Genomic DNA, 26,597 nt, shown 5'->3' with positions numbered 1-26,597 from the left:
TATCAATCTATTTATTTAAAACAGCATTCATCGGATTTGCCACTTTATCTTCTATCGAATAAGACTCTTTTTCCTTTTCTTCAGAAGCCAATTCAGCATCAATCAATCGCTGAAGCGCTTCTTCTCTTTTAGCCGCTTCTTTCTGTTCCTGCTCTATTTCTTCTTCTTTTTTGGTTACACCAATGATAATTCCTAATGAAATGCAAGTCATCCAGATAGATGTCCCTCCACTACTTATCAAAGGCAAAGTCTGTCCTGTGACCGGCAATAATTCGACTGCTACCGCCATATTAATCATGGCCTGAAAAATCATTGGAAAACCAAGTCCTATGACGACTAATTTTCCAAATATAGTATTAGCCTTATGCGACGCAACCACAAACCGGAAAAGCAACAACAGGTACAAACAAAGCACACCTAAACCACCTACTAATCCATATTCTTCTACGATAATGGCATAAATAAAATCTGAAGAAGATTGGGGTAAAAAGTTCTTCTGAACACTTTTCCCCGGACCTAATCCGTATATTTTTCCTGATGCAATAGCAATTTTGGCTTTCTCTATCTGATAATCATCTTCATCCGGTTTATCAGTACTGAAATTTTCAATTCTGCTTTCCCATGTTCTGACCCTGCTAAAGAATTTTGCATCCGGAAAGGCTTTGGAAACCAAAACAAAAAAAGTAAGAAATACAATTCCCGAACCTACTATAATACCTATATATTTCATTGGATATTTCCCGATGAAAACTAACATTAATATCATTGAGAAAATTAACGCTGTAGTAGAAAAATTGGAAGGGAGAATAAATATCAGCGTAATAAAAACAGGCAACCACAGTTCCTTTAATGATGCTGCAAAATCAATCGGTTCTGTTCTTGTTTTAGACAAATAACGCGCTACAAACACAAATAAAACCAATGCTGCAAATGCTGAAGGCTGAAACGAAATCCCTACAAATGGAATCTGAATCCATCTGCTGGCATTAGCTCCTCCAATTACCGTTCCTTTGATCATTGTTATGGCTAAAACTATCCAGACAACAGGCAACAGCCATTTAGATATAGAACGGAAATAATGATAAGGTATTTTGTGAACGTAATAAATAATAGCAAAACCACAGCCAATATGAGCCAGATGTTTCAGTAAATACCCTAAAGTATTTCCTGTTCCATGCCCCAAATACGCCAAATTACTACTAGCACTAAAAACAGGCATAAAGGAAAACAGGGCCAATAAGGCCACAAATGACCAAATCCCTTTATCTCCTTTTAATCTGCTAATTAGTTGTTTCATTTTTAATTTAGATTTTAGATTTCTGATATTCGATTTTAGATTTACTTTTGATTTATTCGATTATTAACCGTCTTTAATGTACTTACAAAAATTGCAGTTAGCTCATTTCCTTCTTTCCAAATAGAATCTAATTCTAATTTATCAAACCATTGTTTTTCAATAATAATTTCTATCCAAAATAAAGTTTCATCTGCTTCTTCTAAAACTATATTCATTTTAGAAACAAATTCTCTATCACTTCTAGCTCTACAAACTGCTCTGTAATTAGCCCCAACAGAAGCTCCACTTCTTACTATTTGATTGGCAACAACTTTTGTCGAAATTGAATTTGGTAATTTTTCAACTAAATCAATTATCATCAAAGAAAAATTCTTTGTTCTTTGCTTGAGTTGATTTGTTGTCATACATAAATCCTTTGTGTAATTAGCTTCAATCAAAAATCTAAATTCTGAAATCTAATATCTAAAATTGAGAATTTACAAATTTTGCACTGCCTCTTTAAATTGTCTTCCTCTGTCTTCGTAATTTTCAAATAAATCAAAACTGGCACAAGCTGGTGATAATAAAACCGTATCTCCTTTTTCAGTAATACGTTGCGCCATTCTCACAGCATCGTTCATATTATTTACCTCTACCATAATGTCCACGACATTCCCAAAAGCATCAATAATTTTTCTGTTATCAACACCCAGGCAAATAATAGCTTTTACTTTCTCACGAACTAAAGCCATTAATTCATTGTAATCATTCCCTTTATCAACACCACCTACAATCCAGACAGTTGGTGAATTCATACTGTCTAATGCAAAAAAAGTTGCATTTACATTGGTTGCTTTCGAATCGTTGATGTATTGTACATTTTGGATTTTCAATACTTTCTCAAGACGGTGTTCTACACCCTGAAAGTTTGATAAACTTTCACGAATTGTTGCTTTTCTGATTTGCATCAATTTAGCTACAGAAGTTGCTGCCATTGCATTCTTTAAATTATGTTTTCCTTCTAAGGCAATTGATTCTGTTTCCATTGTAAATTCCTCTTGATTGATTATTGCTTCCATTGTATTATTTTTTATAAAGACTCCTTCTTCAAATGTTTTTACCAATGAAAAAGGAATTAATTTTGCTCTTGTTTTGTTCTTTTGTAACCAGTCTGAAATTGCTTCATCGTCTGCATCATAAATGAGATAATCCTCTTCAGTCTGATTCATCGTGATTCTGAATTTCGAATCAATGTAATTCTCATATTTATAATCGTAACGGTCCAGATGATCCGGACTGATATTCGTTATAATAGCGATATGCGGTTTATAATTTATAATTCCGTCCAGCTGAAAACTACTCAATTCTAACACATAACTATCGTATTTATCTTCGGCAACCTGTTCCGCAAAACTCTTTCCAATGTTTCCTGCCAGTCCCACATTCAATCCCGCAGATTTTAGCAAATGATACGTTAGCATTGTGGTGGTCGTTTTCCCATTGCTTCCGGTAATCCCAATTGTAACTGCTTTAGTAAAAGAAGCTGCAAATTCAATTTCAGAAATTACAGGAATTCCTTTCTCAATAAGTTTCTTAACAATGGGCGCTTTTTCCGGAATACCGGGACTTTTCATTACTACATCAGCATTCAAAATCAGAGATTCTGTATGCTTCTCATCTTCCCAATCGATACTGTTTTTTATAAGAACTTCTTTGTAACTTTCTTTTATTTTCCCAAAATCAGATACAAAAACATCATATCCTTTTTGCTTTCCTAATATGGCTGTTCCCACACCACTTTCGCCTCCACCTAAAACTACTAATCTCATACTATCTCAATTTTAAGGTAACTATTGAAAGTATCGCTAACATTATGGCTACAATCCAAAATCGGGTTACAATTTTACTTTCGTGATAGCCTTTCTTTTGATAATGATGATGCAATGGCGACATTAGAAAAATTCTTCGGCCTTCGCCAAATCGCTTCTTAGTGTATTTAAAATAACTCACCTGCAAAACCACGGACAAATTTTCTACCAGAAAGATTCCGCATAACAGTGGAATTAATAATTCTTTTCGGACTGCAATTGCCAGAACTGCTATAATTCCTCCGATTGTTAAACTTCCTGTATCACCCATAAACACGGATGCCGGATAGGAGTTATACCATAAAAACCCAATGAGTGATCCTACAAAAGCTGCAATAAAAACCGTCATTTCCCCTGAGTTAGGGATATACATAATATTGAGATAATTAGAAAAAATGATATTTCCTGAAACGAAGGTAAAAATGGCGAGTGCCAAGACCGAAATTGCCGACGTTCCGGCAGCTAGTCCGTCAATTCCATCGGTTAAATTAGCTCCGTTAGAAACGGCAGTAATAATAAAAATCACTACCGGAATAAAAATAATCCAGGCCCATTTTTCATATCCTTCACCGGTCCAGGCTAATAATTCGGCATAATCAAATTCGTTATTTTTAAAGAAAGGAATCGTAGTAGCAGTTGATTTTTCTTCTACAGCAGCAGGCATAATAAAGGCTTCGGTAGTAGTAGCCACCTTAAATACATCTGTTTTCCCTGTGTCAGTACGTACGGTTACCTGCGGATTAAAATACAATACACTTCCCACAATTAACCCTAATCCTATCTGACCAAAAACTTTAAAAATTCCTTTTAGCCCCTGTTTGTCTTTTTTAAATATTTTGATATAATCATCTACAAAACCAATTGTCCCCATCCATAAAGTCGTCACAATCAACAGAACAACATAAATGTTATGTAATTTGGCAAACAGAAAAACAGGAATTAAAGTGGCAAAAATGATTATTAAACCTCCCATTGTAGGTGTACCGGCCTTTTCATTTTGACCCGCTAAACCCAGTTCACGAACAGTTTCCCCTACCTGCTGTCTTTGTAAAAAACTAATGACTCTTTTTCCATAAATTGTAGATAACAACAACGAAAGAATAAAGGCCAGCGCCGATCTGAAAGTAATGTATTGAAACACTCCTGTACCGGAAAGATTCAATACTTTGTTAAAATAATCAAATAAATAATACAGCATAGTTTTACTATTTATGGAGTTGGTCTAAAATTTCTTTAACAATTTTCATATCATCAAAATCAGTTCGTATTCCTTTGATTTCCTGATACGTTTCATGTCCTTTTCCAGCAATTAAAATAATATCATTAGGCTGAGCCAATTGACACGCAATTTTTATAGCCTGTTTTCTGTCAGTTACAGCAAAAACTTTTTTATGATTTTGTGGCGGCACGCCCTGTTCCATCTCACTGATAATAGTATCCGGATCTTCATCGCGGGGATTATCTGAAGTCAGGATGGTTTTATTACTCAAATCAGATGCTATTCCGGCCATAAGCGGTCGTTTTGCTTTATCTCTGTTTCCTCCGCAGCCCACAATCGTTATCAATTGTTCGTTATTAGTGCGCACTTCATTAATGGTTTTCAAAACATTTTCTAAAGCATCCGGAGTATGGGCATAATCTACAATAGCAGTAATGTTAGTATCCGACACAATGTATTGAAACCTTCCTGAAACACTTTCTAATTCAGACAATAAACGAAGCGCTTCTAAAGAATCCATGCCTAATTCGATTGCAGTGGCATAAATAGCTAATAAATTATACGCATTAAATACACCAATTAATTTTACCCAAACTTCATTCCCTTCAATTTTTAACAAGGAACCTGACAATAAGTTCTCTAAAATTTGTGCTTTGTAATCGGCATACGATTTCAGAGCATAGGTTCTTTTTTGAGCCACTGTATTTTGCAGCATTACCGCTCCATTCTTATCATCAATGTTAGAAATAACGAAAGCAGATTTGGGTAAATTATCAAAAAAAGACTTCTTGACATCCCTGTATTCCGCAAAAGTAGGATGATAATCTAAATGATCGTGAGACAAATTTGTAAAAACACCTCCTGTAAAATGTAATGCTTCGGTACGTTTTTGATGAATACCGTGTGAACTTACTTCCATAAAGCAATACTCAACACCGGCACCAATCATTTTGTTTAGATAATGATTAATTGTAATGGAATCAGGAGTGGTATGAGTTGCTTTGAACTCCTCATCATCCACCAAAATTTTTACAGTAGAAAGCAAACCAACTTTAAATCCTGCTTTTTTAAATAATTGATATAATAAAGAAGCAATTGTTGTCTTTCCGTTCGTTCCTGTTATTCCCACCAGCTTTAATTTTTCAGATGGGTTTTCAAAATAATTAGCTGCCATAAATGCAAGCGCCTTATTAGTATCATTTACCTGGATATAAGTCACCTCATTGCGGAATTTTTCCGGAAAAGTATCGCAAATTATAGCTTTAGCACCTAAATCAATGGCTTTTTGAATGTAATCATGTCCATCTGAAACAGAACCCCGAATGGCAACAAACACATCATTGGCTTCGATTTTTCTGGAATCGAAATCCAATTTACCTATAGCGATATCAGTCGAACCATGAACGGCTTCAATTGCTACTTTATATAATATGTCTTTTAATAATCTATTCATTTTTTTATTTTTTCCCTGACTTTAAAATCAGGTAAGACTACAATAATTCTAATGTTATAGTTGTATTTTTAATAATATTCTGTCCCGCCTGAAGCGATTGTTTTTTTACTTTTCCAATTCCTTTTGTCCTGACATTCATTCCTAAATTTTCCAATAAAGCAATGGCATCCATTCCCGGCATCCCTTTAACATTAGGAATCAGTTGTTGTGATTTTTGAAGCTTAGCAAAATATTCATTATAGTTTTTCTCCTGTTTTGGAACTTTTCTGTCCAGTTTTTTGATTTCATTTGTCGATGGAACTTCCGTGAAAATCTTTTGGGCAATTCTCTTAAAAACCGGACCAGCAACACCAGCTCCGTAAAAATCACCTTTTGCTGTACTTGGTTTATGAACCACTACTATACAGGAATATTTTGGTTTATCTGCCGGAAAATACCCCACAAAAGAAGAAGCATAATGCATTGGAGTACCGTCTCTTTTTCCATAATTCACCTGAGCTGTTCCTGTTTTACCAGCCATAGAAAAATCCTTAGAATACAATTTAGATGCCGTCCCTCTTTTAACAACATTCTTTAAAACTTCTTTCAGTTTCAAAAGTGTCTCTTCAGAACAAATCTTAGGATTGATAACTTCTGGCTCCATTTTCTTAATGGTTCGGTTCCATTCTTTTATTTCAGAAACAAATTGTGGTTTTACCATCACTCCATTATTTGCAACGGCATTGTAATACGCTAAAGTCTGCATTGGCGTAACCGAAACACCATACCCAAAAGCCATCCATGGCAATGAAATATTAGACCAGTTTTTATCTGTAGGCTGCGGAATAAAAGGACGTCCTTCTCCTTTAAAATCCATGTGGAGCTTTTTATTTAAACCATAAGAATTAACACGGTTTACAAATTTTGACGGATTGTTTTTGTAATTATCATACACCGCCTGAACCAAAACGGTATTGGACGACAATTCAAAACCTCTCGCTAAAGATATTTTACCATAACCTCCTGTATGTGAATCACGTACAGATTTACCTGAATATTTTATAATTCCGCCATGAGTATCATAAACCGTACTGGTATCAGCTACTTTGTCTTCTAAAATAGTCATCAAATCAACTAATTTAAAAGTAGAACCTGGTTCATGAGATTCAGCTACCGCATAATTAGTGGTTTCATAATAAGTTCCATCGCTAGCTCTTCCTAGATTAGCAATCGCTTTCACCTGACCGGTATGTGTTTCCATTACCACAACGCAGCCGTGATCAGCCTCATAATCTTCCAGCTGCTTCAACAAAGCGTGATGTGCAATGTCCTGAATGTAAACATCAATTGTCGAAATCACATCGTATCCGTCCTGAGGATCTACCTCATTTAAATCGCGAATAGGTTTCCACTGTCCTTTAGCAATTTTCTGTTTTAAAATTTTTCCGTCTTTACCATTTAGATAATCCTTATATGCCCATTCAATTCCTTTTCCATCCGAATGCCCTTGCTGATATTGTCTCTCATAACCTATAGTACGCTCAGCGATTTTTCCTATCGGATGTTCACGAACTGTTTTTTGTTCAATGATAATTCCGCCTTTATAAGCCCCCAGATTAAACAAAGGAAAACCCTTTATTTTTATATAATCGGTATAACTCAGATCACGTGCTATTAAAAAATAACGGTTATTATTGGCTCTCGCTTTTCTTAATTCGTTTTTATAATAGGTCGCTGGTTTATTTAAAATAGTAGCCAAGGAATCCGCTAATGCATTAACATTTTTTTCAAAATTTTCTTTTTTTGGAGCCAAAGCATCAAAACGGATACTGTATTTTGGAATTGAAGTCGCTAGCAAACTACCATCAGAAGAATAAATATTTCCTTTATTAGCCGGAATAACAAAATTCCTAACCGTTCTTTCCTTAGCTAGTTCCCGATAATAATCACCTTCAACCCATTGAATATTGGTCAGCTTAACAGCGATTGCTATTGCCATTAAAAAAATAGCAAAAGCAACCAGATAAATTCGATACGATATGTACTTATCTTCTACTGCCATATTTTTTTCAAAAGACTTTTTTCTTCTTCTTTTTTAACTTTTATTTTTACAGGAGGTACTGTGGACGGAAAAATTTCTTTTTCTACCATTTTTTGTGAAACTGTTGATTCCATTCTTAATTTCATCAAGTCAGAACGTCTGTCTACAAACTCTGAACGCAATTCTTTCACCTCAGCAGTGAGTTCTGCAATCTTAAATACTTTTTGCTCGTAGCGCTGTGTATTAGCAATCATTATAATTGCCAGAACAATCAAAAAAACAATAAAACGCCAGTTTTTAACCGCATCTTCATCGATTAGAAATCTTGCTTTTAACAGATTGTAAATACTCATTTTCATAAATTATTAAATCTTTTCGGCAATTCTTAACTTAGCACTTCTGGCTCTGTTATTAACTTTTATTTCCTCTTCATCAGGAACAATCAGTTTTCCAATTAATTTAAAGGGCACCGAATAGTTTCCAAAAAAGTCTCGTTCCGGTTCTCCTTCAAACATTCCGTTTTTCATAAAACGCTTTACCAGTCGATCTTCCAGAGAGTGATATGAGATTACACTTAATCGTCCTCCCGGATTTAATACTTCAAGTGATTGTTCTAAAAATTCTTTTAAAACATCCATCTCCTGATTTACCTCAATTCGTATAGCCTGGTAGATTTGTGCCAATACTTTATTACGAACTCGTTCCGGTAAATATTTAACCAAAACTTCTTTTAATTCGTCGGTCGTTTTTACAGGCTTGCGCATTCTTGCCTCTATGATTGTTCTTGAAAGAACAGGTGCATTTTTCAGTTCACCATAATCTAAGAACACTCTTCTCAGATTAGCATCATCATATTCATTAACTACTTTATAAGCATTCAAATCATTTTTCTGACTCATTCTCATATCTAATTCGGCATCAAAACGGATCGAAAAACCTCTTTCCGGTACATCGAACTGATGAGAAGAAACTCCTAAATCTGCTAAAATTCCATCTACATTTCTTGCTCCGTAAAAACGTAAAAATCGTTTTATATTTCTGAAATTTTCATTGATCAGAACAAATCGTTCATCCGGAAGCGCATTTGCCAAAGCATCTTCATCCTGATCGAAAGCAAATAATTTTCCGTTAGGTCCTAGACGCTTTAAAATTTCTTTTGAATGTCCGCCACCACCAAAAGTAACATCCACATATATTCCGTCAGGCTTAATATTTAAACCATCAACTGTTTCTTTAAGCAAAACCGGATTATGATATTCCATTGTCGTTGTCATTTATATTACCCATTACCTCTTCTGCTAAATCTGCAAAATCAACTCCGTCATCAATCGATTGTTCGTATAAATCTTTATCCCAAATCTCTACAATATTTACTGCGGATGAAAAAACAACATCTTTAGCAATACTGGCAAAATTCACCAAATCCTTAGGAACCAGTAAACGACCTAAAGCATCAATTTCAACCACCTTAACACCGGCAGTAAACTTGCGAATAAAATCATTGTTCTTCTTAACAAACCGATTGAGTTTATTGATTTTTTGCATCATCAAATTCCACTCTTCCATTGGATACAACTCTAAACACGGCTGAAACAACGAACGCTTCAAGACAAAACCGTCCTGAAGTGAAGCAGCCAATTGCTTTTTTAAAGGCGCAGGCAATAAAACCCTCCCTTTAGCATCGACTTTACATTCATATGTCCCTATAATTGTATTCAAAAGAATCGCTTTAAATGATATAGAGCAAAAATATAAAAAATTTTACCACCTTTTACCACTTTTTACCACTTTGTTGATAAGTTTCACCACATTAGAACAAAAACCCTTAATTTTTGGACAATCAATGTATTAGCCTCCTCATCTTTTCTTACAGACAATAAGTTTTAATAACCAAAAACGCAGCTAAAAAAGCATCATTTTTGCGAACTTACAATTCAAAAAATTTCACAAAAAAAGAGTAGATAATCAATAACATAACTAAAATTATTATTCAGAAACTGAAGTAAATCTTTAAGAAGAGCTTCAAAAAAAGTTTTCAAAAACTCTTTTTTACTGATTATATCCTATATTTGTCGAAATTGAAATTCGCATTCCAAGAGCATGGACAAAAACTATAAAAAAGAAGGCAGATACAGCTATTACGAAGCAGGAGAAGGAAATCCTATTGTAATTTTGCATGGCCTGATGGGCGGCTTAAGCAACTTTGACGGAGTAGCCCGTTATTTTTCTGACAAAGGATATAAAATTGTTATTCCGGACTTACCCATATACACACAAAGTCTTTTAAAAACCAATGTAAAAAGCTTTGCCAAATATGTAAAAGACTTTATCACTTTTAAAGGTTTTGACAGAGTCATTCTTTTAGGAAACTCTCTGGGCGGACATATAGCTTTGTACCATACTAAAATGTACCCTGAAAAAGTAGCCGGACTTGTAATCACTGGAAGTTCAGGGCTTTACGAAAGCGCCATGGGAGATAGTTATCCAAAAAGAGGGGATTACGAATACATCCGAAAAAAAGCTGAAGATGTATTTTACGATCCCAAAATTGCTACACCTGAATTGATTGACGAAGTGTATGCCACCGTAAACGATCGTATTAAATTAATAAAAACTTTAACCATTGCTAAGAGTGCTATTCGTCACAACATGGCTAAAGATTTACCAAAAATGCATGTGCAAACCTGTATTATCTGGGGAAAAAACGACAAGGTTACTCCACCGGAAGTAGCAACTGAATTTAACAAATTGCTACCCAATTCAACCTTATACTGGATCGACAAATGCGGACATGCAGCCATGATGGAGCATCCGGATGAGTTTAACAATTTACTGGAAGACTGGCTTAACAAAACTAATTTAAAAGCTGCTTCATCAGTATAAAAAAGCTTTTTTACCTAAAAAATATGAAGATTAATACCGCCGAATTCGTAATTAGCAACTCAGATGTAAGCAAATGTCCCAAAGACTTTTTGCCCGAATATGCTTTTATAGGCAGATCAAATGTGGGAAAGTCATCATTAATTAACATGCTGACCAACCATAAAAAGCTGGCAAAAACATCAGGAAGACCTGGAAAAACACAATTAATCAATCATTTCCTAATCAACAATAATTGGTTTCTGGTAGATTTACCGGGTTATGGTTACGCTAAAGTTTCCAAAAAGACAAAATCTGTTTTTCAGCAGTTCATCACCGATTATTTTGAAAAAAGAGAACAACTTGCCTGTGCTTTTGTTCTGATTGATATTCGCCATGAGGCCCAAGCCATCGATATTGAATTCATGAGCTATATGGGCGAAAGCGAAATTCCTTTTTGTATTATTTTTACCAAAGCTGATAAAATCAGTAAAGTAAAAATTGACTCGCATGTTGCGGCTTACAAGAAACAGATGTTTGCCAACAACTGGGCCGAAATGCCTCCTTATTTTGTAACTTCTTCAACTGAAGGAACAGGAAAAGAAGAAGTTTTAAGCTATATTGACGAAGTAAATCAGGAGATCTTTAAGAACAACAGCGGCGGATTTTAAACATTCCCAACTTATCAATAAAAAATCCCAAATTTCAATTGTAAATATTGAAATTTGGGATTTTTTTATAGTTTTTACTTATTTAGTCAACTCTAATTTCTCCGCAAAATATTCACAGAAATCTTTCATCGTTGCTGACATTTTCTCATCACCTGTTGCCCGGTGAAAGGTATCCGACATAGCTACTAATGTCTGATGAAAGAAAATTTTCATTTCATCAACAGGCATATCCTTTGTCCACAAATCAATACGCATGCTCTCTTTAGCTTTACTGTCCCAAACAGACAACATAATTGCTTTAGATTCCTCCAATTCTATTCCGCCGTCTTTTGCAGTCCAGAACAATTTTTCCGGAATACGGTTTTCATCTAATTCTACAAGAAAATTTATTTCTGATTTATTTTTATCTGACATCACTTTTTAGGTTTATAATTTGACTTTTCGAATATTTCTTTTGCATTAGTCTGCATTAACTGAGGCAAAGATACTTCATTATTTTTCATATAAGAACGAACAATTTGCCATCCTGTCCAGGCACCCACATTACCCGGCGACTCATTATCTATTTCTAAATAAAATTTAGAAAAAGGAGCCGGATTCACAAAACGTGGCAACAACTTAGGATCATCATCATACAACAGTTGATTCTCAATAAAATAACGCCACATATAACTTTCATTTTCCTGACACCATTGCAATTGATCTGCGGTATATCCTATTTTATCTTCGTCATTATATTTCGGCAGCATCACATCTTTTAGGTACAATATTTTTCCGGCCCGAATCATAGCTGTCATAAAATTTTTCTCTGTATCAGTTTTTATCACTCTTTTCGATAAAGCTTCTACTACATCAGGCATCATTTGATTAGGTTCAAAATTCTGTTTAATATAATCTGGAAACTGATAAAACTTATGCTCTTTACCTAAATACATTTCGAGCGAAATAATCAATAAACTATCTGCATAAATCACTTTATTGTTATAATCCATTTCAGAGATAACAGTATAAACAGCAGGTGTTTTTGTTTTTGGAAAATAATATTTTACATGTTTAAAAACAGTATTAAGTTCTGCTTTATAAGTATCAAAATCAGAAAACTTTTTTTGGACCTCAGCATAAAGTTCTCTCCAAAGCGGATTTTGCATTTTCTCTAACCAAACTGCATCTTCATTTCCTACCGGGAAAAAAAACGGAAATTGTTTTTTAATTTTCGGTAAATCATTAGGTTTGGTTTCGAAAAATATTTTATCAAAACGAATCACTTTTAAATCTACAGGTACAGCCTCTATTTGTTTTTCTTTCTTAGTTGTCGTATTACAGGAGAAAAAAAAGAATAACAGAACTACGGAAAATACACAAGTTTTCATTTTATTTTATTTAAATTTGCATGATTATATCAGGATAACCAGTATGTTACTGAATTTTGTTCGCAAAGATACATTCCTGAATACTAAAATTTGAACTATTTATGACTAAAAAAAGCACTATCATAGTTGAACAGGTAAACACTCAGATTGTCAATTGGTTAAAATCTTATGCCGAAACTGCAAAAGTGAATGGTTTTGTAGTAGGAATTTCAGGAGGCGTAGATTCAGCAGTAACCTCAACATTATGTGCTCAGACCGGACTTAAAGTGTTATGCGTTGAAATGCCAATCCATCAGCATGAAAGTCATGTGAGCCGGGGCAAAGAACATATTGAACAACTTAAAAAACGTTTTCCAAATGTAAGTAGTGTACAAAGCGATTTAACATCGGTATTTGAAACTCTGAAAAAAGAAGTTCCTGCAAATTTTGAAGAAAATAAACTGAACCTGACATTAGCCAATACAAGAGCGCGACTAAGAATGACTACGTTATACTATTATGCCGGAGTTCATGGACTGTTAGTAGCAGGAACAGGAAACAAAGTAGAAGATTTTGGAGTAGGTTTCTTTACTAAATATGGTGATGGCGGTGTTGATTTAAGTCCAATAGCCGATTTAATGAAATCAGATGTCTTTGCATTAGCCGATTATTTAAAAGTCCCTAATTCAATATTAATTGCCCAGCCATCCGATGGTTTATTTGGCGATGAAAAAACAGATGAGCAACAATTAGGCGCCACTTATGACGAATTAGAATGGGCAATGACTGAAGATGAGAACAATAGTCCTCAAACCAACTACACTACCAGACAAAAAGAAGTCTTTGAAATTTATAAAAGACTGAACAAAATTAACCAACACAAGATGAATCCGATACCAGTTTGTGTCATTAATCGGATTTAATACGATTTTATCCATAAAAAAATTGTATTTCCAATTTTTTTACTAATTTTATATATATAATTCACACAAGAACAACCCTAAAAAAAATAAAATCATGATTAAAGTTTGTCTAGCTGATAACTTTCCAGTAGTACATTTTGGAGTAAAATCGTACTTCAAAGACCATTCAGACATATCGATTGTTGCCAATGTGGGCAGTTTTTCGATGATTCAGGATATTCTACAAACAAAAGAAGTTGATGTTCTGGTCTTAGACCTTGAACTTGAAGGTCTTTCGAGTATTTTTGAAGTAAAAGCACTTTTAAAAAATTTCCCTAAAACTAAAATTATCATTTTTAGTGGACTATCTGAACAAATCTACGCTCCCAATGCTATTAAAGCTGGAGTTTCAGGATATGTTCATAAAAAAGAAAAATTAGAGACTTTAGGTCAGTCTATAATCAAAGTAGATCAGGGTAAAATTATCATGAACGAAACAGTTAAGAAAAACCTGGCTTTAATTGCAAAACAAAGTAAAAGTGAACGTTTATACCGTAAACTTTCTAATCGTGAAGTAGAAGTATTACGCTACTTAAGCGGTGGAAAGAAAAACCATGAGATTGCTGAAATCTTAGGCCTTAACGAAAAAACAATCAGTACTTACAAATTGCGTTTATTAACTAAATTAAATGTTACCAATTTAGTTGATTTAGTAAACAAAGCTAAAAGTTTAGAGATCGTTTAATTAAAATCGGGACATGACCCTACCAAGTTTTTTTGAAAAAGCCCGAGTAAGTTCATTGTAATCTCTAATCATCATCAAAGACTCCATATTATCTGCATCAGGTGATATGGAGTTTTTTAATTCTTCAATTATCCTACCAACCAGATACCATCTCAAAGTCAAAATTGTTTCGGAAACATTTTGGCCTATTGTGTCCTGCTTTGTTTTTGGAAAAATATTCTGCCCTTCCCAATTGTGCATGACTAATCGTTCATCTTCCATTAAAATATCCGTCACTTCCTGAGCATATTCAGCAGGCAGATGCATCAAATAATGCTCTAAACTAAAACTATCGTGCTGAAGGTAATAATTAATCAAATCATTAAAAATATCCCGAAATAAAGGATTTGCCAATTCGACTTCATCTTCCTGAAGACTGAGGTAAATACGCTGAAAAACTTTATATGATTTCATTTCTGAAACATATACTATCTCACCATCTTCATTGGTTTTCATCAGAACATCTTCAAACTCCTCTTCTTTATTTCCATACAAAAGTAAAATTTCAATTATTTTGCGTTCTAAACGATACAAAACATCTACTTTTTCTGTGGTCTCGCCAGGATATCCCATTTCCCCAGGATAATCCTCCGGAGGTCCAAATCTGGGATCTTCAGGATCTCCGCCTGAATATCCTGTATTTTGTGGATTTTGATTTCTATGGACTTCAAAAGGTTTTTGCTCCTTTTGCTTTTTAGCAATTTCAGCAACATCTTTTTGAATCAATTGCGCTAAAGTACTCACCAAAACCTGCTCTGAAATATCCATAATCCGGGAGCATTCCTGAATATAAACTTCTCGCTGAATACGATCCGGAATTTTAGAAATACTTTGCACCATATCCCTAATCAAATCAGCTTTCTTGATGGGATCATTTTTAGCTTCATCCATCAAAAGAGAAGCTTTGAATTGTATAAAATCTTTAGCGTTATTTTCTAAATAAGCGACTAAATCATCGTGAGAAGTTTTTTTAGCAAAACTATCAGGATCATCACCTTCCGGAAAAGTACACACTTTAACATTCATACCTTCCTCCAGAATCAAATCGATTCCCCGAACAGAGGCCCGAAGTCCGGCAGCATCACCATCAAAAAGCACCGTAATATTTCTGGTCAGTCGGTTGATGAGCCTGATTTGATCGGGAGTTAAAGCTGTTCCTGAGGAAGCCACGACATTTTCAATTCCGGCCTGATTAAACTGAATCACATCCGTATAACCTTCAACCAAAAAACAATTATTCAGCTTAGCAATAGACTGCTTAGCCTGAAAAATTCCGTATAAAACTTTACTCTTATGATAAATTTCACTCTCTGGTGAGTTCAGGTATTTTGCTGCTTTTTTATCATTTATCAGAATACGCCCTCCAAAACCTAAAATACGCCCGGACATACTTTGAATCGGGAACATCACACGACCTTTAAATCGGTCAAAAGGGCGATCTTCTCTGGGAATTGTCAAACCGGTACTTTCCAGAAATTCTAACTTGTAACCTTTCCCTAAAGCCTCTTTAGTCAAAGCATCCCAGGTTTCCGGCGAATATCCTAAACTAAACTTCTTAATCGTTTCGGTAGTAAATCCTCGTTCTTTAAAATAAGACAGTCCAATAGCCTGCCCTTCTTCAGTATTTAAAAGTGTTTTATGGAAATAATCTTTGGCAAATTCCGAAACCAGATACATACTTTCACGGGCATCCATGTTGGCTTTTTCAGCATCCGTTTGCTCGGTTTCTTCAATTTCGATATTGTATTTTTTAGCCAGGTACCGAATCGCTTCCGGATACGTAAAATGCGAATGTTCCATCAGGAATGCCACGGAATTTCCGCCTTTTCCAGAACTAAAATCTTTCCAGATTCCTTTAGCAGGCGACACCATAAAGGATGGTGAACGCTCATCAGAAAACGGACTCAAGCCTTTGAAATTACTTCCTGCGCGCTTTAATTGCACAAAATCGCCAATAACTTCCTCTACACGGGCAGTTTCGAAAACAGTATCTATGGTCGCTTTTGAAATCAATTTTTAAGGTATAAAGTTAGAAAGTATCAAAGATACAATATCAATTCCAATGTCAAAAATCAATCAAATAGCAATGATAATTTTAATTAGAATACATCTTGTTAAAATTGTTATTGTAATTTATTTTATTGTCTATTTTTTCCGTTCGATAACGTAATTAACCATAATGATTAATGCTGTTTTAAAATCAGAATCGGGGTAATCCTCTAACAAATGAAGCGCTTCCTGCTGAAATTCGACCATTTTATTTTCAGCATAAGTCAAACCATTATTATCTTTCACAAAAGCAATCACTTCTTTAACGCGTTTCTTGTCTTTGTTATGATTTTTTATGGAATTTATGAGCCAGGATTTTTCTTTTTTTGAACAGGTATTCAAAACATGAATCAAAGGCAACGTCATTTTTTGTTCTTTGATGTCGATTCCTGTTGGTTTTCCAATAGCCTCTTCGGTATAATCGAATAAATCATCTTTTATTTGAAAAGCCATCCCAATGAGTTCTCCAAATTTTCGCATATTCTCCACTTGAATAGCATCTTCCGAAACCGATTTGGCACCCAAAGCACAACAGGCAGCAATAAGTGTGGCTGTTTTTTTTCGAATGATTTCGTAGTAAATTGCTTCGGTGATATCGAGTCTTCGGGCTTTTTCGATTTGGAGTAACTCCCCTTCACTCATTTCGCGTACAGCGACAGAAATAATCTGGAGCAAATCAAAATCGCCATTGTCTATAGAAAGTAATAATCCTTTTGACAATAAATAATCACCAACAAGAACCGCTATTTTATTTTTCCAAAGGGCATTGATAGAGAAAAATCCGCGACGACGGTTACTATCATCCACTACATCATCATGCACTAAAGTTGCCGTATGAATTAATTCAATTACCGATGCTCCACGATATGTTCTTTCATTAACAGTTCCTTCTGAAACCATTTTGGCTACCAGAAAAACAAACATCGGACGCATTTGCTTCCCTTTCCTGTTTACTATGTAATAGGTAATCCTGTTCAACAACGCCACTTGTGAAGACATTGATTCGTAGAACTTTTTTTCAAAAAGTTCCATTTCTTTTAATATGGGCTGTTTTATTTGAGAAGTAACATTCATTCGAGTCCAAATATACTGTTTTCCGAATAAAAAAACAGGAATTTTCACAACTGAAAGTCGTTTTTTATGCTTCTTTATTAGCTAATTGACCACAGGCAGCATCAATATCCTTACCGCGGCTTCTTCTTACCTTTACCACAACTCCAATAGACTCAAGCCCTTTTATATAAGCATTTATCGATTCTTCTGAAGCTTGTTGAAATTCACCATCATCAATCGGGTTGTATTCAATCAGGTTCACTTTACAAGGCACATATTTACAAAATTTCACTAATGCATCTACCGAAGCTTTATTGTCATTGATACCTTTCCAGACTACATATTCATAGGAAACTTTACTTTTAGTTTTTCGATACCAATATTCCAATGCTTCCCGTAAATCAGCCAAAGGAAAATTTTTGCTAAAAGGCATAATCCGGGCTCTGATTTCATCAATGGCAGAATGGAGAGAAACTGCTAACTTGAATTTTACCTCATCATCGGCCATTTTCTTAATCATCTTAGGAATCCCTGAAGTAGAAACAATAATCCGTTTTGGAGACATTCCTAATCCTTCTTCTGAAGTAATCATATCAATGGCTTTAATCACATTATTATAGTTCATAAGCGGTTCCCCCATTCCCATAAACACAATATTAGACAAAGGATGATTATAATACAGGCGACTTTCTCTGTCAATAGCCAGTACCTGATCGTAAATTTCGGCAGGTTCTAAGTTTCGCATTCTTTTTAATCGAGCCGTAGCGCAAAAATTACAATCCAAGCTACAGCCTACCTGACTGGAAACACAAGCAGTGGTACGGGTTTCAGTAGGAATTAAAACCGATTCTACCACCAAACCGTCATGCAAACGCACAGCATTCTTAACAGTTCCATCCTCTGAACGCTGCATTGCATCAACCTTAATATGGTTAATAACAAAATTATCTTCCAGCATGGCACGCGTTCCTTTGGACAGATTCGTCATGTCCTCAAAACTGTGCGCTCCTTTACTCCACAACCATTCATAAACCTGATTCCCACGAAATGCTTTATCGCGATTATTAACAAAAAAATCGCGTAATTCTTCTTTAGATAAGGCTCGTATGTCTTTTTTCTCGATTTGCATGCTGCAAATTTAATGACTATTTGTTGATTTGTTGTTTTGATAATTTGATAACTTTGTTCGAAATTGAAAAAAAATCAAAAATGCATTTCATCTCCCCCGAATTAGAAGACTACATCGAACAGCATTCTGAAAAAGAACCCGAATTATTAGCAGCATTAAATAAAGAAACCTATCAAAAAATTCTTTTACCCCGAATGCTAAGCGGTCATTTTCAAGGACGTGTTCTGAGCATGTTGTCTAAACTAATCCGTCCTGTAAATATTCTTGAAATAGGCACCTACACCGGGTATTCGGCATTGTGTTTATGTGAAGGAATGCAGGAAAACGGTCAACTTCATACGATTGACATCAAAGAAGAGTTAGTAGATTTTCAAAGAAAACATTTTGATAAATCTCTCTGGGGAAAACAAATTGTGCAGCATCTTGGTGAAGCTATTGACATCATTCCAACACTTGATTTAAAATTTGATTTGGTTTTTATTGACGCAGATAAGGAAAATTATCTGAATTATTTTGAATTAATAATTCCAAAAATGAATAAAGGCGGAATCATATTATCAGACAATGTACTCTGGAGCGGAAAAGTTTTAGAACCTTTAAATCCAAAAGATATTAGCACAAAAGTCTTATTAGAATACAACCGATTATTAAAGGAAGATCCAAGAGTTGAAACCGTTTTACTTCCCATACGTGACGGATTAACCGTCAGCAGAGTACTTTAATTTTATTATCTAAAGAAAAAGCGCAGATTTTTTTAGAATCTGCGCTTTTTCTTTATCGTTTCTATCCTACTAAAGCGGGAAATATTTTATTTGTGTAAACTGATAAATTTTAAAAACAAATAATCCTGTCATCGCTCCAAAAACATAACCACATAAAATATCCAGAGGATAATGCAATCCTAAATAAATACGACTGTAAGCAAAAACCAAAGGCCATAAAAACAGCAAGTAGGTGTATTTAAAATACTGCTTAAGTAAATGGTATATAAACATAGCAGCTGCCATCGTATTTGAAGCATGTCCGGAGAAAAAACTAAATGACTTGGAACTTTTTACAACCCGGATTACCGAAAGAATTTCAGGATTATTACATGGTCGTAATCGCTGGAAAGTGTACTTTACAAGGTTTGTAAACTGGTCAGTGATTAAAATAAGTACAGCAATAAATAAAACAACACAAAGAGTTTGCTTAACACCTATTTTTTTATAGATAAGATAAAACAAGAACAAGAAAAACGGAATCCAGTTAAACTGTTTGGTTATAAAAAGCCATAGCCCGTCATAAGATTCAGAACCTAATCCGTTTAAATAAACAAATAGCTTAACATCTAAGGAGAGAAGTTGTTCCAGCATTATCGACTACGTTTTACCGGACCTGCGATATCTTCAATATCTTCTTTCATTTTAGCTGCCTGAGCAACTGAATCTCCTAACAGGTCGTCTTTAACTTTATTTATCTGAGAATTAAAACCACCAGTCATTTCAGTTAATGATTTAGAATCTAAACCATTTTCTTCTGCTCCTTTTTGAATTTCACTCTTGATATCATTAGTAGCATTCTTTAACTGCGCCATAGCTTTTCCCATAGTTCTTGCAACTTCCGGTATTTTATCAGAACCAAAAAGCAACAGGACTATAAACATGATAAAGACTAATTCTCCTCCTCCTATACCAAACATATTCTATAATTTTAGCGCAAATATACCAAATTTCAAAAAAAGCTTCTTCTAATTTTTTCATAAAAAAGCTAATAACTCAGCAATGCTTTTTCAATTATCCTATTTCAAAAACAATTAGTTGGAATGTGTAATTCGCTTATATTCTTTATTTTTATTTATAAAAAAGTCCATCAGCTTAAACTCCTCTCCAGGCTGCATCAATTCACGGGATTTAGAATCATTTTCGCAATAAATCAAAAACAGTTTGATCTCATCATCTTTTAGATGCAATGTATTAGAAAAAAAAGAATAATTTAATTTTTGCAAAGCAAATTCAGAGAAACTGGTGTCTTTATAAAAATCATTTTTCTTGGGATTTTCTTTTCTTAAAACCCCAACAACATCTTTATAAATCCTGACAAAATCCATTCCGTTTTCAATTCCTCCTACAGGTGGCATTGTTTTATTTTTCGGAGAAGATTTCTCATCATCAAAAAACTTCATGTCTACATATTTTTGAGAATTCCCTCCTAAAGGATTTAATTCTTTTTTAGCACGGATAAGTACTTCTGCTAATTCATTTGTAAAAACATCCAGCTGTACTATAAGCCTTGGAATAATAAATTCTTTCTCGGTAAGTACAATCTTTTTAGATTTAAATGCTAAACTAGAAAAAACCAAAGTATCATTAACCTTTGCCTGAATTGTAAAAGAACCATATTGATTAACCAATACTCCTGTATTTGAATTAGCATTGAAAACAATAACATTTTCCACAGGAACTAACTCATTACGAACTTGACCTTCTAATGGTTTTCTGTCAGTCTGACTAAAAGAAATCTGAGCTAAAAGAAGAAAAAACAAGGCGCTTACTTTAGTTTTCATACACAATTATTTTGTTATAATTTTGAGCCAAAGTTAGAATATAAAACTTTGACAGAGTTTTGTTTTTAGATTTTAACGCTGAGACAAAATCATTATTTTCAATACAATACAACTGAAAATCCCTTATATAATCTCTCTTAATTTTTAAAGTCTCAATATAAAAATTTTCTTCAAAAAGATACTCCAATTTTGCCATTAATTGTTCTTTTTCGGATACCGCTAATTCCTTTTTCAATTGAGCAGTTCTTCCGGAGATCCAGTTTAACGGCCGGTCTAACAAACCCGATCTGGCCGTATACAATCTTCTTTCGGCAACAGTATATTTTTTTTGATCAGAGGGGATAATACCCAGACTTTCGGCAGTAATTTTAGATTCTTCTTTAATGACAACTTCTGTTAGTGGTATCCTTTCTGTTTGCAACTGTACGAGTAAAATCGTCTTTTCTAAATCAGACTTAACAATCACTTTTTGTAAAGTTACAAGATTTACTGCAGAAAATACAATGAGATCGCCTTCTTTTAGAAAAAGAGTAAAATTTCCGTTTTTATCGCTGGAAGTTGCTTTCTGAGTTGTTTTATTTACAATATTTACACGCTCAACCGCAGCAGAATCGACCTGGACAATTCCGTGAATTTCTTCCCTGTCAGAGTTTTGACAAAAAACTATCTGACAGAAAAAAAGTAAAAATAAAAAGTAAGTATTATTCGCTTTCACAGGCTAAAATCTGTTTGTATTTTCAGCTAACTCTCCTAATAATTCAATTGCTGTTATATTTTCTACTCTAATATTTTGCAAATTTCTCATTCTCCACCATACAATATTCAAAGTCTTTTTATAATCCAAAGGTAAATGCAAAGTATTAATAAAATGAACTCTATCAAGCATTTTTTCTAACACTGCCATATAAGGCTCCTTCTTCTCCACTTCCATTTCATTTTTCTAAAACCCGCAAGGGTAAAAATAAACCAGACCTATCCCAATTTGATACTAAAAGCTGGTAAATATTTGTTAATAAATAAAACAATAACGAAGCCTGTTTTATATCTTTATCTAAAAAAAACAATGAAAAACCTGCTTTTAGCAAGCACTTCTACCTTGCACGGAAGTGATTATCTGGAATATCTTCTTCCTGAATTAAAACATCATTTTAAAAATTGTAAAACAATACTTTTTATTCCCTATGCAAGGCCCAGCGGTATTTCATATGAAAAATATACCGAAAAGACAGCTTTGGCTTTCGCCAAAATCAACCTCCTGATACGCGGAATTCATGAATATGAAAACCCAGTGGAAGCCATTCAAAATGCTGAAGGCATTTTTACCGGAGGAGGCAATACCTTTTTACTGGTCAGCGAATTGTACAAAAATAAAATCATGATTCCGCTGAAGGAAACTCTGCAAAAAGGAATCCCTTATTTAGGCACCAGTGCCGGAAGTAATATTAGCGGTTTAACAATGCAGACTACTAATGATATGCCCATCGTCTATCCTCCAAGTTTTCAGACCTTAGGTCTGATTCCGTTTAATTTGAATGTGCATTTCCTGGAAGCTGATACACAATCAAAACACATGGGAGAATCCCGGGAAACCAGAATCAATGAATTCCATCAGTTTAACAATTTTCCCGTTTTAGGATTAAAAGAAGGAAGCTGGCTTGAAATAAAGAACAATAAAATAGTTTTAAAAGGAGATTTATCGGCAAAATTATTCCAAAAAAACAAAACACCAATTGATATTGCAGCAGAATCAGAATTGAGTTTTATCCAATAAAAAAACCGAAACTTTTAAGGTTTCGGTTTTAAAGAGCGAAAGACGAGGCTCGAACTCGCGACAACCAGCTTGGAAGGCTGGAGCTCTACCAACTGAGCTACTTTCGCATTAATTATGCTGCAAATATAAAGAATAAGTTAAGTTTAAAACAAATTTTTTGAGCATAATTTTTATTTAAAAACTCATTTAAACCCTAACATTTTTAAAACTAAATTGTTACCTCAGTACTTTTTTTTAGTTTTTATATTCCGGGCAAAACCATTATCATTATTTAAGACACCAAACGCGATAACTGCTTATACGATTTTGACGGATAGTAAATAAACAAACAGGTTTTATTTTGAATAGTCTCTATCAACTTATTAGTAACTTCTACCGGTACAGCCGGGCATCCAAGACTTCTTCCCAACCTTTTATTGTTTTGAATAAAAGAATTCGAAACATAATTAGCTCCGTGAACCACAACCGCACGGTTTCTAGCATTGTCGTTTATACCTTTCTCAATTCCGTCTAACCTTAAGGATTTACCATGTTTACCGTTATATACTTCAGCAGTGAGATAAAAACCTAAACTGCTTTTATAAGATTCTGCTGCGTTAGAAAAACTACTGGCATACTCCTGACCTGTATTTCTGCCGTGGGCAACAAGAGAATGTAACAAAATCGTACGGGTATCTAAATCAATCACCCATAGTCTTTTAGTATTTGCCGACAGGCTAAAATCAATCAGCGTAATTATATTCTTAGTAACTTTTCCCTGATCTTTTAGCTTATTAAACCCTACTAAAGCTTCTTTAAAGCTTTCTAAATTAGGCAAGCTAAAATTCGCAGAATTTAAGTCACTATAGATTTCCTCAACATTTGACAATTCTGTATTGACCTTCAATACATTAGTTTTTAAAATTTTGGAATTTGTGTTTGATCTGGAAAAAAACACATTTGTAGACATTAATAAAAAAACAAAAATAAAAGAGATTGTAAGCTTCTTGTAAATCATTGATTATTATTTAATTATACGGAATAAATTGACGCCAAAAGTAAAAAAAATTAACTCTAAAAAAAAACCAAAACAGTCACTATAAGAGGATTTTAACTTATTAGTAGCTATTTAAGCACAAAACCAGCTGTTAAAGAATTGTTAATTTAACCTTATTTTATTACTTTTGCCTTACATCTTATCCATGCATGAAGCCTTTCCGTTTATTAACATATTGCTTTTTCACGCTGCTAAACCTTAGTATTTATGCTCAAAAGAAAACCATTTTAGCAAAATCCAAAGAAGGGAGCATTGCAATAGACGGAAAACCTGACGAGCAGGACTGGGAAAACAATACTGAAACAGCCTCACAATTTATTATGTTTTTTCCGGATAACGGAAAGCCTATCGAAAAAGAAAAAAAAACAGAGGTAAAAATTCTGTATGACAATGAAGCTATCTATATTTCAGCTATTTTAAATGACAATGAAGCGGATAAAATTCAACGGGAACTAACAGAAAGAGATGTTTTTGGTGTAGCTGATCATTTTGCAGTTTACATTAATGGTTTTAATGACGGACAACAGGATTATCGATTTTATGTAAGTGCTTCCGGAACGCAAATGGACTGCCTGGCTACCGAAAGCAATGAGGATTTTAGCTGGGATGCTATTTGGCAAAGTAATGTAAAAATAACCCCTTCGGGCTGGACAGTGGAAATGAAAATTCCGTATGCCGCTATACGCTTTCCAAAAAACAAAAAACAAAAATGGGGCATTAATTTCATGCGGGAAATTAAGCGAAGAAACCAGAAATTTACCTGGAATCACATTAATACTAAAATTAGTGCCGTCCTGACACAATCGGGAGAAGTGGAAGGAATTGAAAACATACATCCGCCCACCCGCCTTTTTCTGATTCCTTACACATCTGCTTATTACCAGAAAGACAACACGAATAATGACAAAACCTTTAAAGCGGGACTGGATATAAAATACGGAATTAATGATGCTTTTACTTTAGACGCCATTCTGGTTCCGGATTTTGGACAAACTAAATTTGATAATGCAATCCTGAATCTAGAACCATTCGAACAACAACTCAATGAAAACAGGCCTTTTTTTACCGAAGGAACTAACTTATTCAATATAGGAAATCTGTTTTATTCCCGAAGAATTGGCGGAAGTCCAACACAAAATCCATTTTTAAATGAAAATGAAGAAATAACTAATTATCCTGCCAGTGTAGATTTAATAAATGCTGTTAAAATATCCGGAAGAACTAAAAATGGTTTGGGAATTGGTTTTTTAAATGCCGTCACCGAAAAAACATTTGCAACAATAAAAAACACAGCTACTAACAAGTCCAGAAAAGAAGTGATTGAGCCACTGACAAATTACAACATCTTAGTATTCGATCAGCGGTTCAGGAAAAATTCCTCTATTTCACTTATTAATACAAATACTTCCAGAAACGGCAGTTTCAGAGATGGAAATGTTACCGGATTAATATTCGATTTAAACACAAAAGCAAACTCTTATAATCTTTCAGGAGATTTCAAATACAGTACTATTAATGACATTCAGGATTACAACGGTTTTAAAACCTATCTTACATTTGCAAAGACAAGCGGCAAATACAGGTACATTCTAACCGGAAAATACATTTCTGAAGATTATGATGTAAATGACTTAGGAATTATTTTTTACACTAATTATCATAACGCTTACGCCAATGCGAGTTACAGAATACTAAACCCAACCCGATTTTTTAACACCTTTGCTATTGAACAGGAAGTCAATGCAGAGATACAAAATACTACAGGAAAACTACAGGAATTCTGGTACAAAACATTAGTCAAAACCACAACATTAAACAATCATTATTTTGAAACTGCCGTTTTTATAACTCCATTTGAGAATTTTGATTTCTATGAAGCCAGGCATACAGGCAGCTACGTCTACATACCCAAAAGAATCTACAGTTATATGGGTGTAGAATCTAACAGAAACAATAATTTAACGATTGATGTTACCTTATCAGGAACAAAATATTATGAAAAAGGAAGGTTTACTTATGGAATTTATGCCGGACCCAAATACCGTTTTAACGACAAATTCTCTTTATCTTATCATTTAGACTACAATCATGAAGATAATGATATTGGCTGGGTAGCTACAGATGATTCAAATATTATTCTGGCCAGAAGAAATACAGAAACACTTCAAAATGATTTTGCCGGAAAGTATTCCATCAACAACAAAATGACTATCAACCTCATTGCGCGCTATTACTGGTCTTATTCTGACAATAAAGAGTTCTTCAGTTTACAAAAAAACGGTTATTTAGCACCAAATAATGGCTTTGACAGTAATAAAAACAGGAATTTTAATTCTTGGAACATCGATTTATCTTATTCCTGGTGGTTTGCTCCTGGAAGTCAGTTGACGGTATTGTACAGGAACTATGCGCAGGAAGAAACAAATACCGTGGAAAGAAATTTAAACAGAAACATTAAAACCATTTTTAATGCTAATATGACAAATATTTTTTCAGTAAGCCTGCGTTACTTTTTGGATTACAATAGTATAAAAAACAAATTCTAGCATACATTTATTTCAACAAAGAAAGCGTTTCACAACAAAATCTTCATTTTTATCGTTGCATAATTTA

At 34.2% G+C, this 26,597-nt stretch carries 27 protein-coding genes and 1 tRNA gene; 7 read left to right on the top strand and 21 right to left on the bottom strand.

Going from position 1 to position 26,597, the window contains the following annotated elements; translation table 11 throughout:
• Positions 1-7: 7 nt before the first annotated feature.
• The 9 genes from ACSV4D_RS01350 to mraZ all read right to left on the bottom strand — a co-directional run bounded on the left by ACSV4D_RS01350 (position 8) and on the right by mraZ (position 9,555).
• A complete protein-coding gene (locus tag ACSV4D_RS01350) occupies positions 8-1,297 on the bottom strand; it encodes an FtsW/RodA/SpoVE family cell cycle protein (RefSeq protein ID WP_439226848.1) in 1,290 nt (429 codons plus the stop codon).
• A gap of 41 nt (positions 1,298-1,338) precedes the next feature.
• Entirely contained in the window at positions 1,339-1,701 is a 363-nt protein-coding gene (locus ACSV4D_RS01345) for a four helix bundle protein (RefSeq protein WP_439226847.1), read from the bottom strand.
• 72 nt (positions 1,702-1,773) lie between these two features.
• Positions 1,774-3,105 (bottom strand): UDP-N-acetylmuramoyl-L-alanine--D-glutamate ligase, encoded by a 1,332-nt coding sequence (murD, locus tag ACSV4D_RS01340; protein ID WP_439226846.1) that lies wholly within the window; start codon positions 3,103-3,105, stop codon positions 1,774-1,776.
• 1 nt (position 3,106) lies between these two features.
• Positions 3,107-4,342: a phospho-N-acetylmuramoyl-pentapeptide-transferase gene (mraY, locus tag ACSV4D_RS01335; protein ID WP_439226845.1), complete on the bottom strand. Its 1,236-nt coding sequence runs from the start codon at positions 4,340-4,342 to the stop codon at positions 3,107-3,109.
• Positions 4,343-4,349: 7 nt separating this feature from the next.
• A complete protein-coding gene (locus ACSV4D_RS01330; RefSeq protein WP_439226844.1) occupies positions 4,350-5,816 on the bottom strand; it encodes a UDP-N-acetylmuramoyl-L-alanyl-D-glutamate--2,6-diaminopimelate ligase in 1,467 nt (488 codons plus the stop codon).
• A gap of 37 nt (positions 5,817-5,853) precedes the next feature.
• Positions 5,854-7,857 carry a penicillin-binding protein gene (locus ACSV4D_RS01325; RefSeq protein ID WP_408081024.1) on the bottom strand — a complete coding sequence of 668 codons (2,004 nt, stop codon included), beginning with the start codon at positions 7,855-7,857 and terminating at the stop codon, positions 5,854-5,856.
• Positions 7,848-8,195 (bottom strand): FtsL-like putative cell division protein, encoded by a 348-nt coding sequence (locus ACSV4D_RS01320; RefSeq protein WP_408081023.1) that lies wholly within the window; start codon positions 8,193-8,195, stop codon positions 7,848-7,850. The genes ACSV4D_RS01325 and ACSV4D_RS01320 overlap by 10 nt, the downstream gene beginning before the upstream one ends.
• Before the next feature lie 6 nt (positions 8,196-8,201).
• Entirely contained in the window at positions 8,202-9,110 is a 909-nt protein-coding gene (gene rsmH, locus ACSV4D_RS01315; protein ID WP_439226843.1) for a 16S rRNA (cytosine(1402)-N(4))-methyltransferase RsmH, read from the bottom strand.
• A complete protein-coding gene (gene mraZ / locus ACSV4D_RS01310; protein ID WP_408081021.1) occupies positions 9,085-9,555 on the bottom strand; it encodes a division/cell wall cluster transcriptional repressor MraZ in 471 nt (156 codons plus the stop codon). The genes rsmH and mraZ overlap by 26 nt, the downstream gene beginning before the upstream one ends.
• Before the next feature lie 381 nt (positions 9,556-9,936).
• Between mraZ and ACSV4D_RS01305 the strand changes: the two genes are divergently transcribed.
• A complete protein-coding gene (locus tag ACSV4D_RS01305) occupies positions 9,937-10,719 on the top strand; it encodes an alpha/beta fold hydrolase (protein ID WP_408081020.1) in 783 nt (260 codons plus the stop codon).
• Between the two features lie 23 nt (positions 10,720-10,742).
• Entirely contained in the window at positions 10,743-11,366 is a 624-nt protein-coding gene (gene yihA / locus ACSV4D_RS01300) for a ribosome biogenesis GTP-binding protein YihA/YsxC (protein ID WP_408081019.1), read from the top strand.
• Positions 11,367-11,444: 78 nt separating this feature from the next.
• Here yihA and gldC read toward each other — a convergent pair whose 3' ends face one another.
• Positions 11,445-11,780, bottom strand: coding sequence for a gliding motility protein GldC (gldC, locus tag ACSV4D_RS01295; protein ID WP_408081018.1), 336 nt, complete (start codon positions 11,778-11,780; stop codon positions 11,445-11,447).
• Positions 11,780-12,736, bottom strand: a complete 957-nt coding sequence (gldB, locus tag ACSV4D_RS01290; RefSeq protein WP_439226842.1) for a gliding motility lipoprotein GldB — start codon at positions 12,734-12,736, stop codon at positions 11,780-11,782. The genes gldC and gldB overlap by 1 nt, the downstream gene beginning before the upstream one ends.
• 101 nt (positions 12,737-12,837) lie before the next feature.
• Between gldB and nadE the strand changes: the two genes are divergently transcribed.
• Positions 12,838-13,638 (top strand): NAD(+) synthase, encoded by an 801-nt coding sequence (nadE, locus tag ACSV4D_RS01285; protein ID WP_408081016.1) that lies wholly within the window; start codon positions 12,838-12,840, stop codon positions 13,636-13,638.
• 94 nt (positions 13,639-13,732) lie between these two features.
• Positions 13,733-14,362: a LuxR C-terminal-related transcriptional regulator gene (locus ACSV4D_RS01280; protein WP_408081015.1), complete on the top strand. Its 630-nt coding sequence runs from the start codon at positions 13,733-13,735 to the stop codon at positions 14,360-14,362.
• Here ACSV4D_RS01280 and dnaG read toward each other — a convergent pair whose 3' ends face one another.
• The 3 genes from dnaG to rlmN all read right to left on the bottom strand — a co-directional run bounded on the left by dnaG (position 14,363) and on the right by rlmN (position 18,632).
• The gene (gene dnaG / locus ACSV4D_RS01275) at positions 14,363-16,414 is read right to left on the bottom strand and encodes a DNA primase (RefSeq protein WP_408081014.1); all 2,052 of its coding nucleotides are present in this window, start codon (positions 16,412-16,414) and stop codon (positions 14,363-14,365) included.
• A gap of 132 nt (positions 16,415-16,546) precedes the next feature.
• Positions 16,547-17,524, bottom strand: coding sequence for a polyprenyl synthetase family protein (locus tag ACSV4D_RS01270; protein WP_408081189.1), 978 nt, complete (start codon positions 17,522-17,524; stop codon positions 16,547-16,549).
• Between the two features lie 64 nt (positions 17,525-17,588).
• Positions 17,589-18,632, bottom strand: coding sequence for a 23S rRNA (adenine(2503)-C(2))-methyltransferase RlmN (gene rlmN, locus ACSV4D_RS01265; protein ID WP_439226841.1), 1,044 nt, complete (start codon positions 18,630-18,632; stop codon positions 17,589-17,591).
• An 80-nt stretch (positions 18,633-18,712) separates the two neighbouring features.
• Between rlmN and ACSV4D_RS01260 the strand changes: the two genes are divergently transcribed.
• Positions 18,713-19,354, top strand: a complete 642-nt coding sequence (locus tag ACSV4D_RS01260; protein WP_408081012.1) for an O-methyltransferase — start codon at positions 18,713-18,715, stop codon at positions 19,352-19,354.
• Positions 19,355-19,423: 69 nt separating this feature from the next.
• Here ACSV4D_RS01260 and ACSV4D_RS01255 read toward each other — a convergent pair whose 3' ends face one another.
• The 5 genes from ACSV4D_RS01255 to ACSV4D_RS01235 form a co-directional block, all read right to left on the bottom strand.
• A complete protein-coding gene (locus tag ACSV4D_RS01255) occupies positions 19,424-19,987 on the bottom strand; it encodes a phosphatase PAP2 family protein (RefSeq protein WP_408081011.1) in 564 nt (187 codons plus the stop codon).
• Positions 19,987-20,313, bottom strand: a complete 327-nt coding sequence (locus ACSV4D_RS01250) for a Sec-independent protein translocase subunit TatA/TatB (protein ID WP_408081010.1) — start codon at positions 20,311-20,313, stop codon at positions 19,987-19,989. Before ACSV4D_RS01250 ends, ACSV4D_RS01255 begins: the two co-directional genes overlap by 1 nt.
• A 114-nt stretch (positions 20,314-20,427) precedes the next feature.
• Positions 20,428-21,177, bottom strand: coding sequence for a hypothetical protein (locus ACSV4D_RS01245; protein ID WP_408081009.1), 750 nt, complete (start codon positions 21,175-21,177; stop codon positions 20,428-20,430).
• A complete protein-coding gene (locus tag ACSV4D_RS01240) occupies positions 21,167-21,892 on the bottom strand; it encodes a hypothetical protein (RefSeq protein ID WP_439226840.1) in 726 nt (241 codons plus the stop codon). The genes ACSV4D_RS01245 and ACSV4D_RS01240 overlap by 11 nt, the downstream gene beginning before the upstream one ends.
• Before the next feature lie 3 nt (positions 21,893-21,895).
• Positions 21,896-22,108, bottom strand: a complete 213-nt coding sequence (locus ACSV4D_RS01235; protein WP_439226839.1) for a hypothetical protein — start codon at positions 22,106-22,108, stop codon at positions 21,896-21,898.
• Positions 22,109-22,240: 132 nt separating this feature from the next.
• On the opposite strand from ACSV4D_RS01235, the gene pepE reads away from it, so the two are divergent.
• On the top strand, positions 22,241-22,948 hold the full coding sequence (gene pepE, locus ACSV4D_RS01230; RefSeq protein WP_408081006.1) for a dipeptidase PepE: 708 nt from the start codon (positions 22,241-22,243) through the stop codon (positions 22,946-22,948).
• A 34-nt stretch (positions 22,949-22,982) separates the two neighbouring features.
• Here pepE and ACSV4D_RS01225 read toward each other — a convergent pair.
• Positions 22,983-23,055, bottom strand: a tRNA-Gly gene (locus ACSV4D_RS01225).
• A 164-nt stretch (positions 23,056-23,219) separates the two neighbouring features.
• Positions 23,220-23,834, bottom strand: coding sequence for a murein L,D-transpeptidase catalytic domain family protein (locus ACSV4D_RS01220; RefSeq protein WP_439226838.1), 615 nt, complete (start codon positions 23,832-23,834; stop codon positions 23,220-23,222).
• A 299-nt stretch (positions 23,835-24,133) separates the two neighbouring features.
• Here ACSV4D_RS01220 and ACSV4D_RS01215 point away from each other — a divergent pair, with 299 nt between their 5' ends.
• Positions 24,134-26,530, top strand: coding sequence for a DUF5916 domain-containing protein (locus tag ACSV4D_RS01215; RefSeq protein ID WP_439226837.1), 2,397 nt, complete (start codon positions 24,134-24,136; stop codon positions 26,528-26,530).
• Positions 26,531-26,597 lie beyond the last annotated feature (67 nt).

Source organism: Flavobacterium sp. ARAG 55.4, assembly GCF_051846875.1.
GTDB lineage: Bacteria > Bacteroidota > Bacteroidia > Flavobacteriales > Flavobacteriaceae > Flavobacterium > Flavobacterium plantiphilum.
The sequence above is the reverse complement of the archived record's forward strand: the minus strand, read 5'-3'. Positions and strand labels throughout refer to the sequence as shown.

Coding starts and splice junctions, on each gene's coding strand:
- mraY (WP_439226845.1), bottom strand. CDS start 4,342: ATGCTGTATTATTTATTTGATTATTTTAACAAAGTATTGAATCTTTCC.
- ACSV4D_RS01255 (WP_408081011.1), bottom strand. CDS start 19,987: ATGCTGGAACAACTTCTCTCCTTAGATGTTAAGCTATTTGTTTATTTA.
- ACSV4D_RS01235 (WP_439226839.1), bottom strand. CDS start 22,108: ATGGAAGTGGAGAAGAAGGAGCCTTATATGGCAGTGTTAGAAAAAATG.
- rsmH (WP_439226843.1), bottom strand. CDS start 9,110: ATGACAACGACAATGGAATATCATAATCCGGTTTTGCTTAAAGAAACA.
- nadE (WP_408081016.1), top strand. CDS start 12,838: ATGACTAAAAAAAGCACTATCATAGTTGAACAGGTAAACACTCAGATT.
- ACSV4D_RS01245 (WP_408081009.1), bottom strand. CDS start 21,177: ATGAAAACTAAAGTAAGCGCCTTGTTTTTTCTTCTTTTAGCTCAGATT.
- ACSV4D_RS01260 (WP_408081012.1), top strand. CDS start 18,713: ATGCATTTCATCTCCCCCGAATTAGAAGACTACATCGAACAGCATTCT.
- ACSV4D_RS01345 (WP_439226847.1), bottom strand. CDS start 1,701: ATGACAACAAATCAACTCAAGCAAAGAACAAAGAATTTTTCTTTGATG.
- ACSV4D_RS01305 (WP_408081020.1), top strand. CDS start 9,937: ATGGACAAAAACTATAAAAAAGAAGGCAGATACAGCTATTACGAAGCA.
- ACSV4D_RS01350 (WP_439226848.1), bottom strand. CDS start 1,297: ATGAAACAACTAATTAGCAGATTAAAAGGAGATAAAGGGATTTGGTCA.
- yihA (WP_408081019.1), top strand. CDS start 10,743: ATGAAGATTAATACCGCCGAATTCGTAATTAGCAACTCAGATGTAAGC.
- pepE (WP_408081006.1), top strand. CDS start 22,241: ATGAAAAACCTGCTTTTAGCAAGCACTTCTACCTTGCACGGAAGTGAT.
- ACSV4D_RS01320 (WP_408081023.1), bottom strand. CDS start 8,195: ATGAAAATGAGTATTTACAATCTGTTAAAAGCAAGATTTCTAATCGAT.
- ACSV4D_RS01270 (WP_408081189.1), bottom strand. CDS start 17,524: ATGAATGTTACTTCTCAAATAAAACAGCCCATATTAAAAGAAATGGAA.
- ACSV4D_RS01330 (WP_439226844.1), bottom strand. CDS start 5,816: ATGAATAGATTATTAAAAGACATATTATATAAAGTAGCAATTGAAGCC.
- ACSV4D_RS01250 (WP_408081010.1), bottom strand. CDS start 20,313: ATGTTTGGTATAGGAGGAGGAGAATTAGTCTTTATCATGTTTATAGTC.
- ACSV4D_RS01215 (WP_439226837.1), top strand. CDS start 24,134: ATGAAGCCTTTCCGTTTATTAACATATTGCTTTTTCACGCTGCTAAAC.
- rlmN (WP_439226841.1), bottom strand. CDS start 18,632: ATGCAAATCGAGAAAAAAGACATACGAGCCTTATCTAAAGAAGAATTA.
- gldB (WP_439226842.1), bottom strand. CDS start 12,736: ATGAAAACTTGTGTATTTTCCGTAGTTCTGTTATTCTTTTTTTTCTCC.
- murD (WP_439226846.1), bottom strand. CDS start 3,105: ATGAGATTAGTAGTTTTAGGTGGAGGCGAAAGTGGTGTGGGAACAGCC.
- ACSV4D_RS01325 (WP_408081024.1), bottom strand. CDS start 7,857: ATGGCAGTAGAAGATAAGTACATATCGTATCGAATTTATCTGGTTGCT.
- ACSV4D_RS01280 (WP_408081015.1), top strand. CDS start 13,733: ATGATTAAAGTTTGTCTAGCTGATAACTTTCCAGTAGTACATTTTGGA.
- gldC (WP_408081018.1), bottom strand. CDS start 11,780: ATGTCAGATAAAAATAAATCAGAAATAAATTTTCTTGTAGAATTAGAT.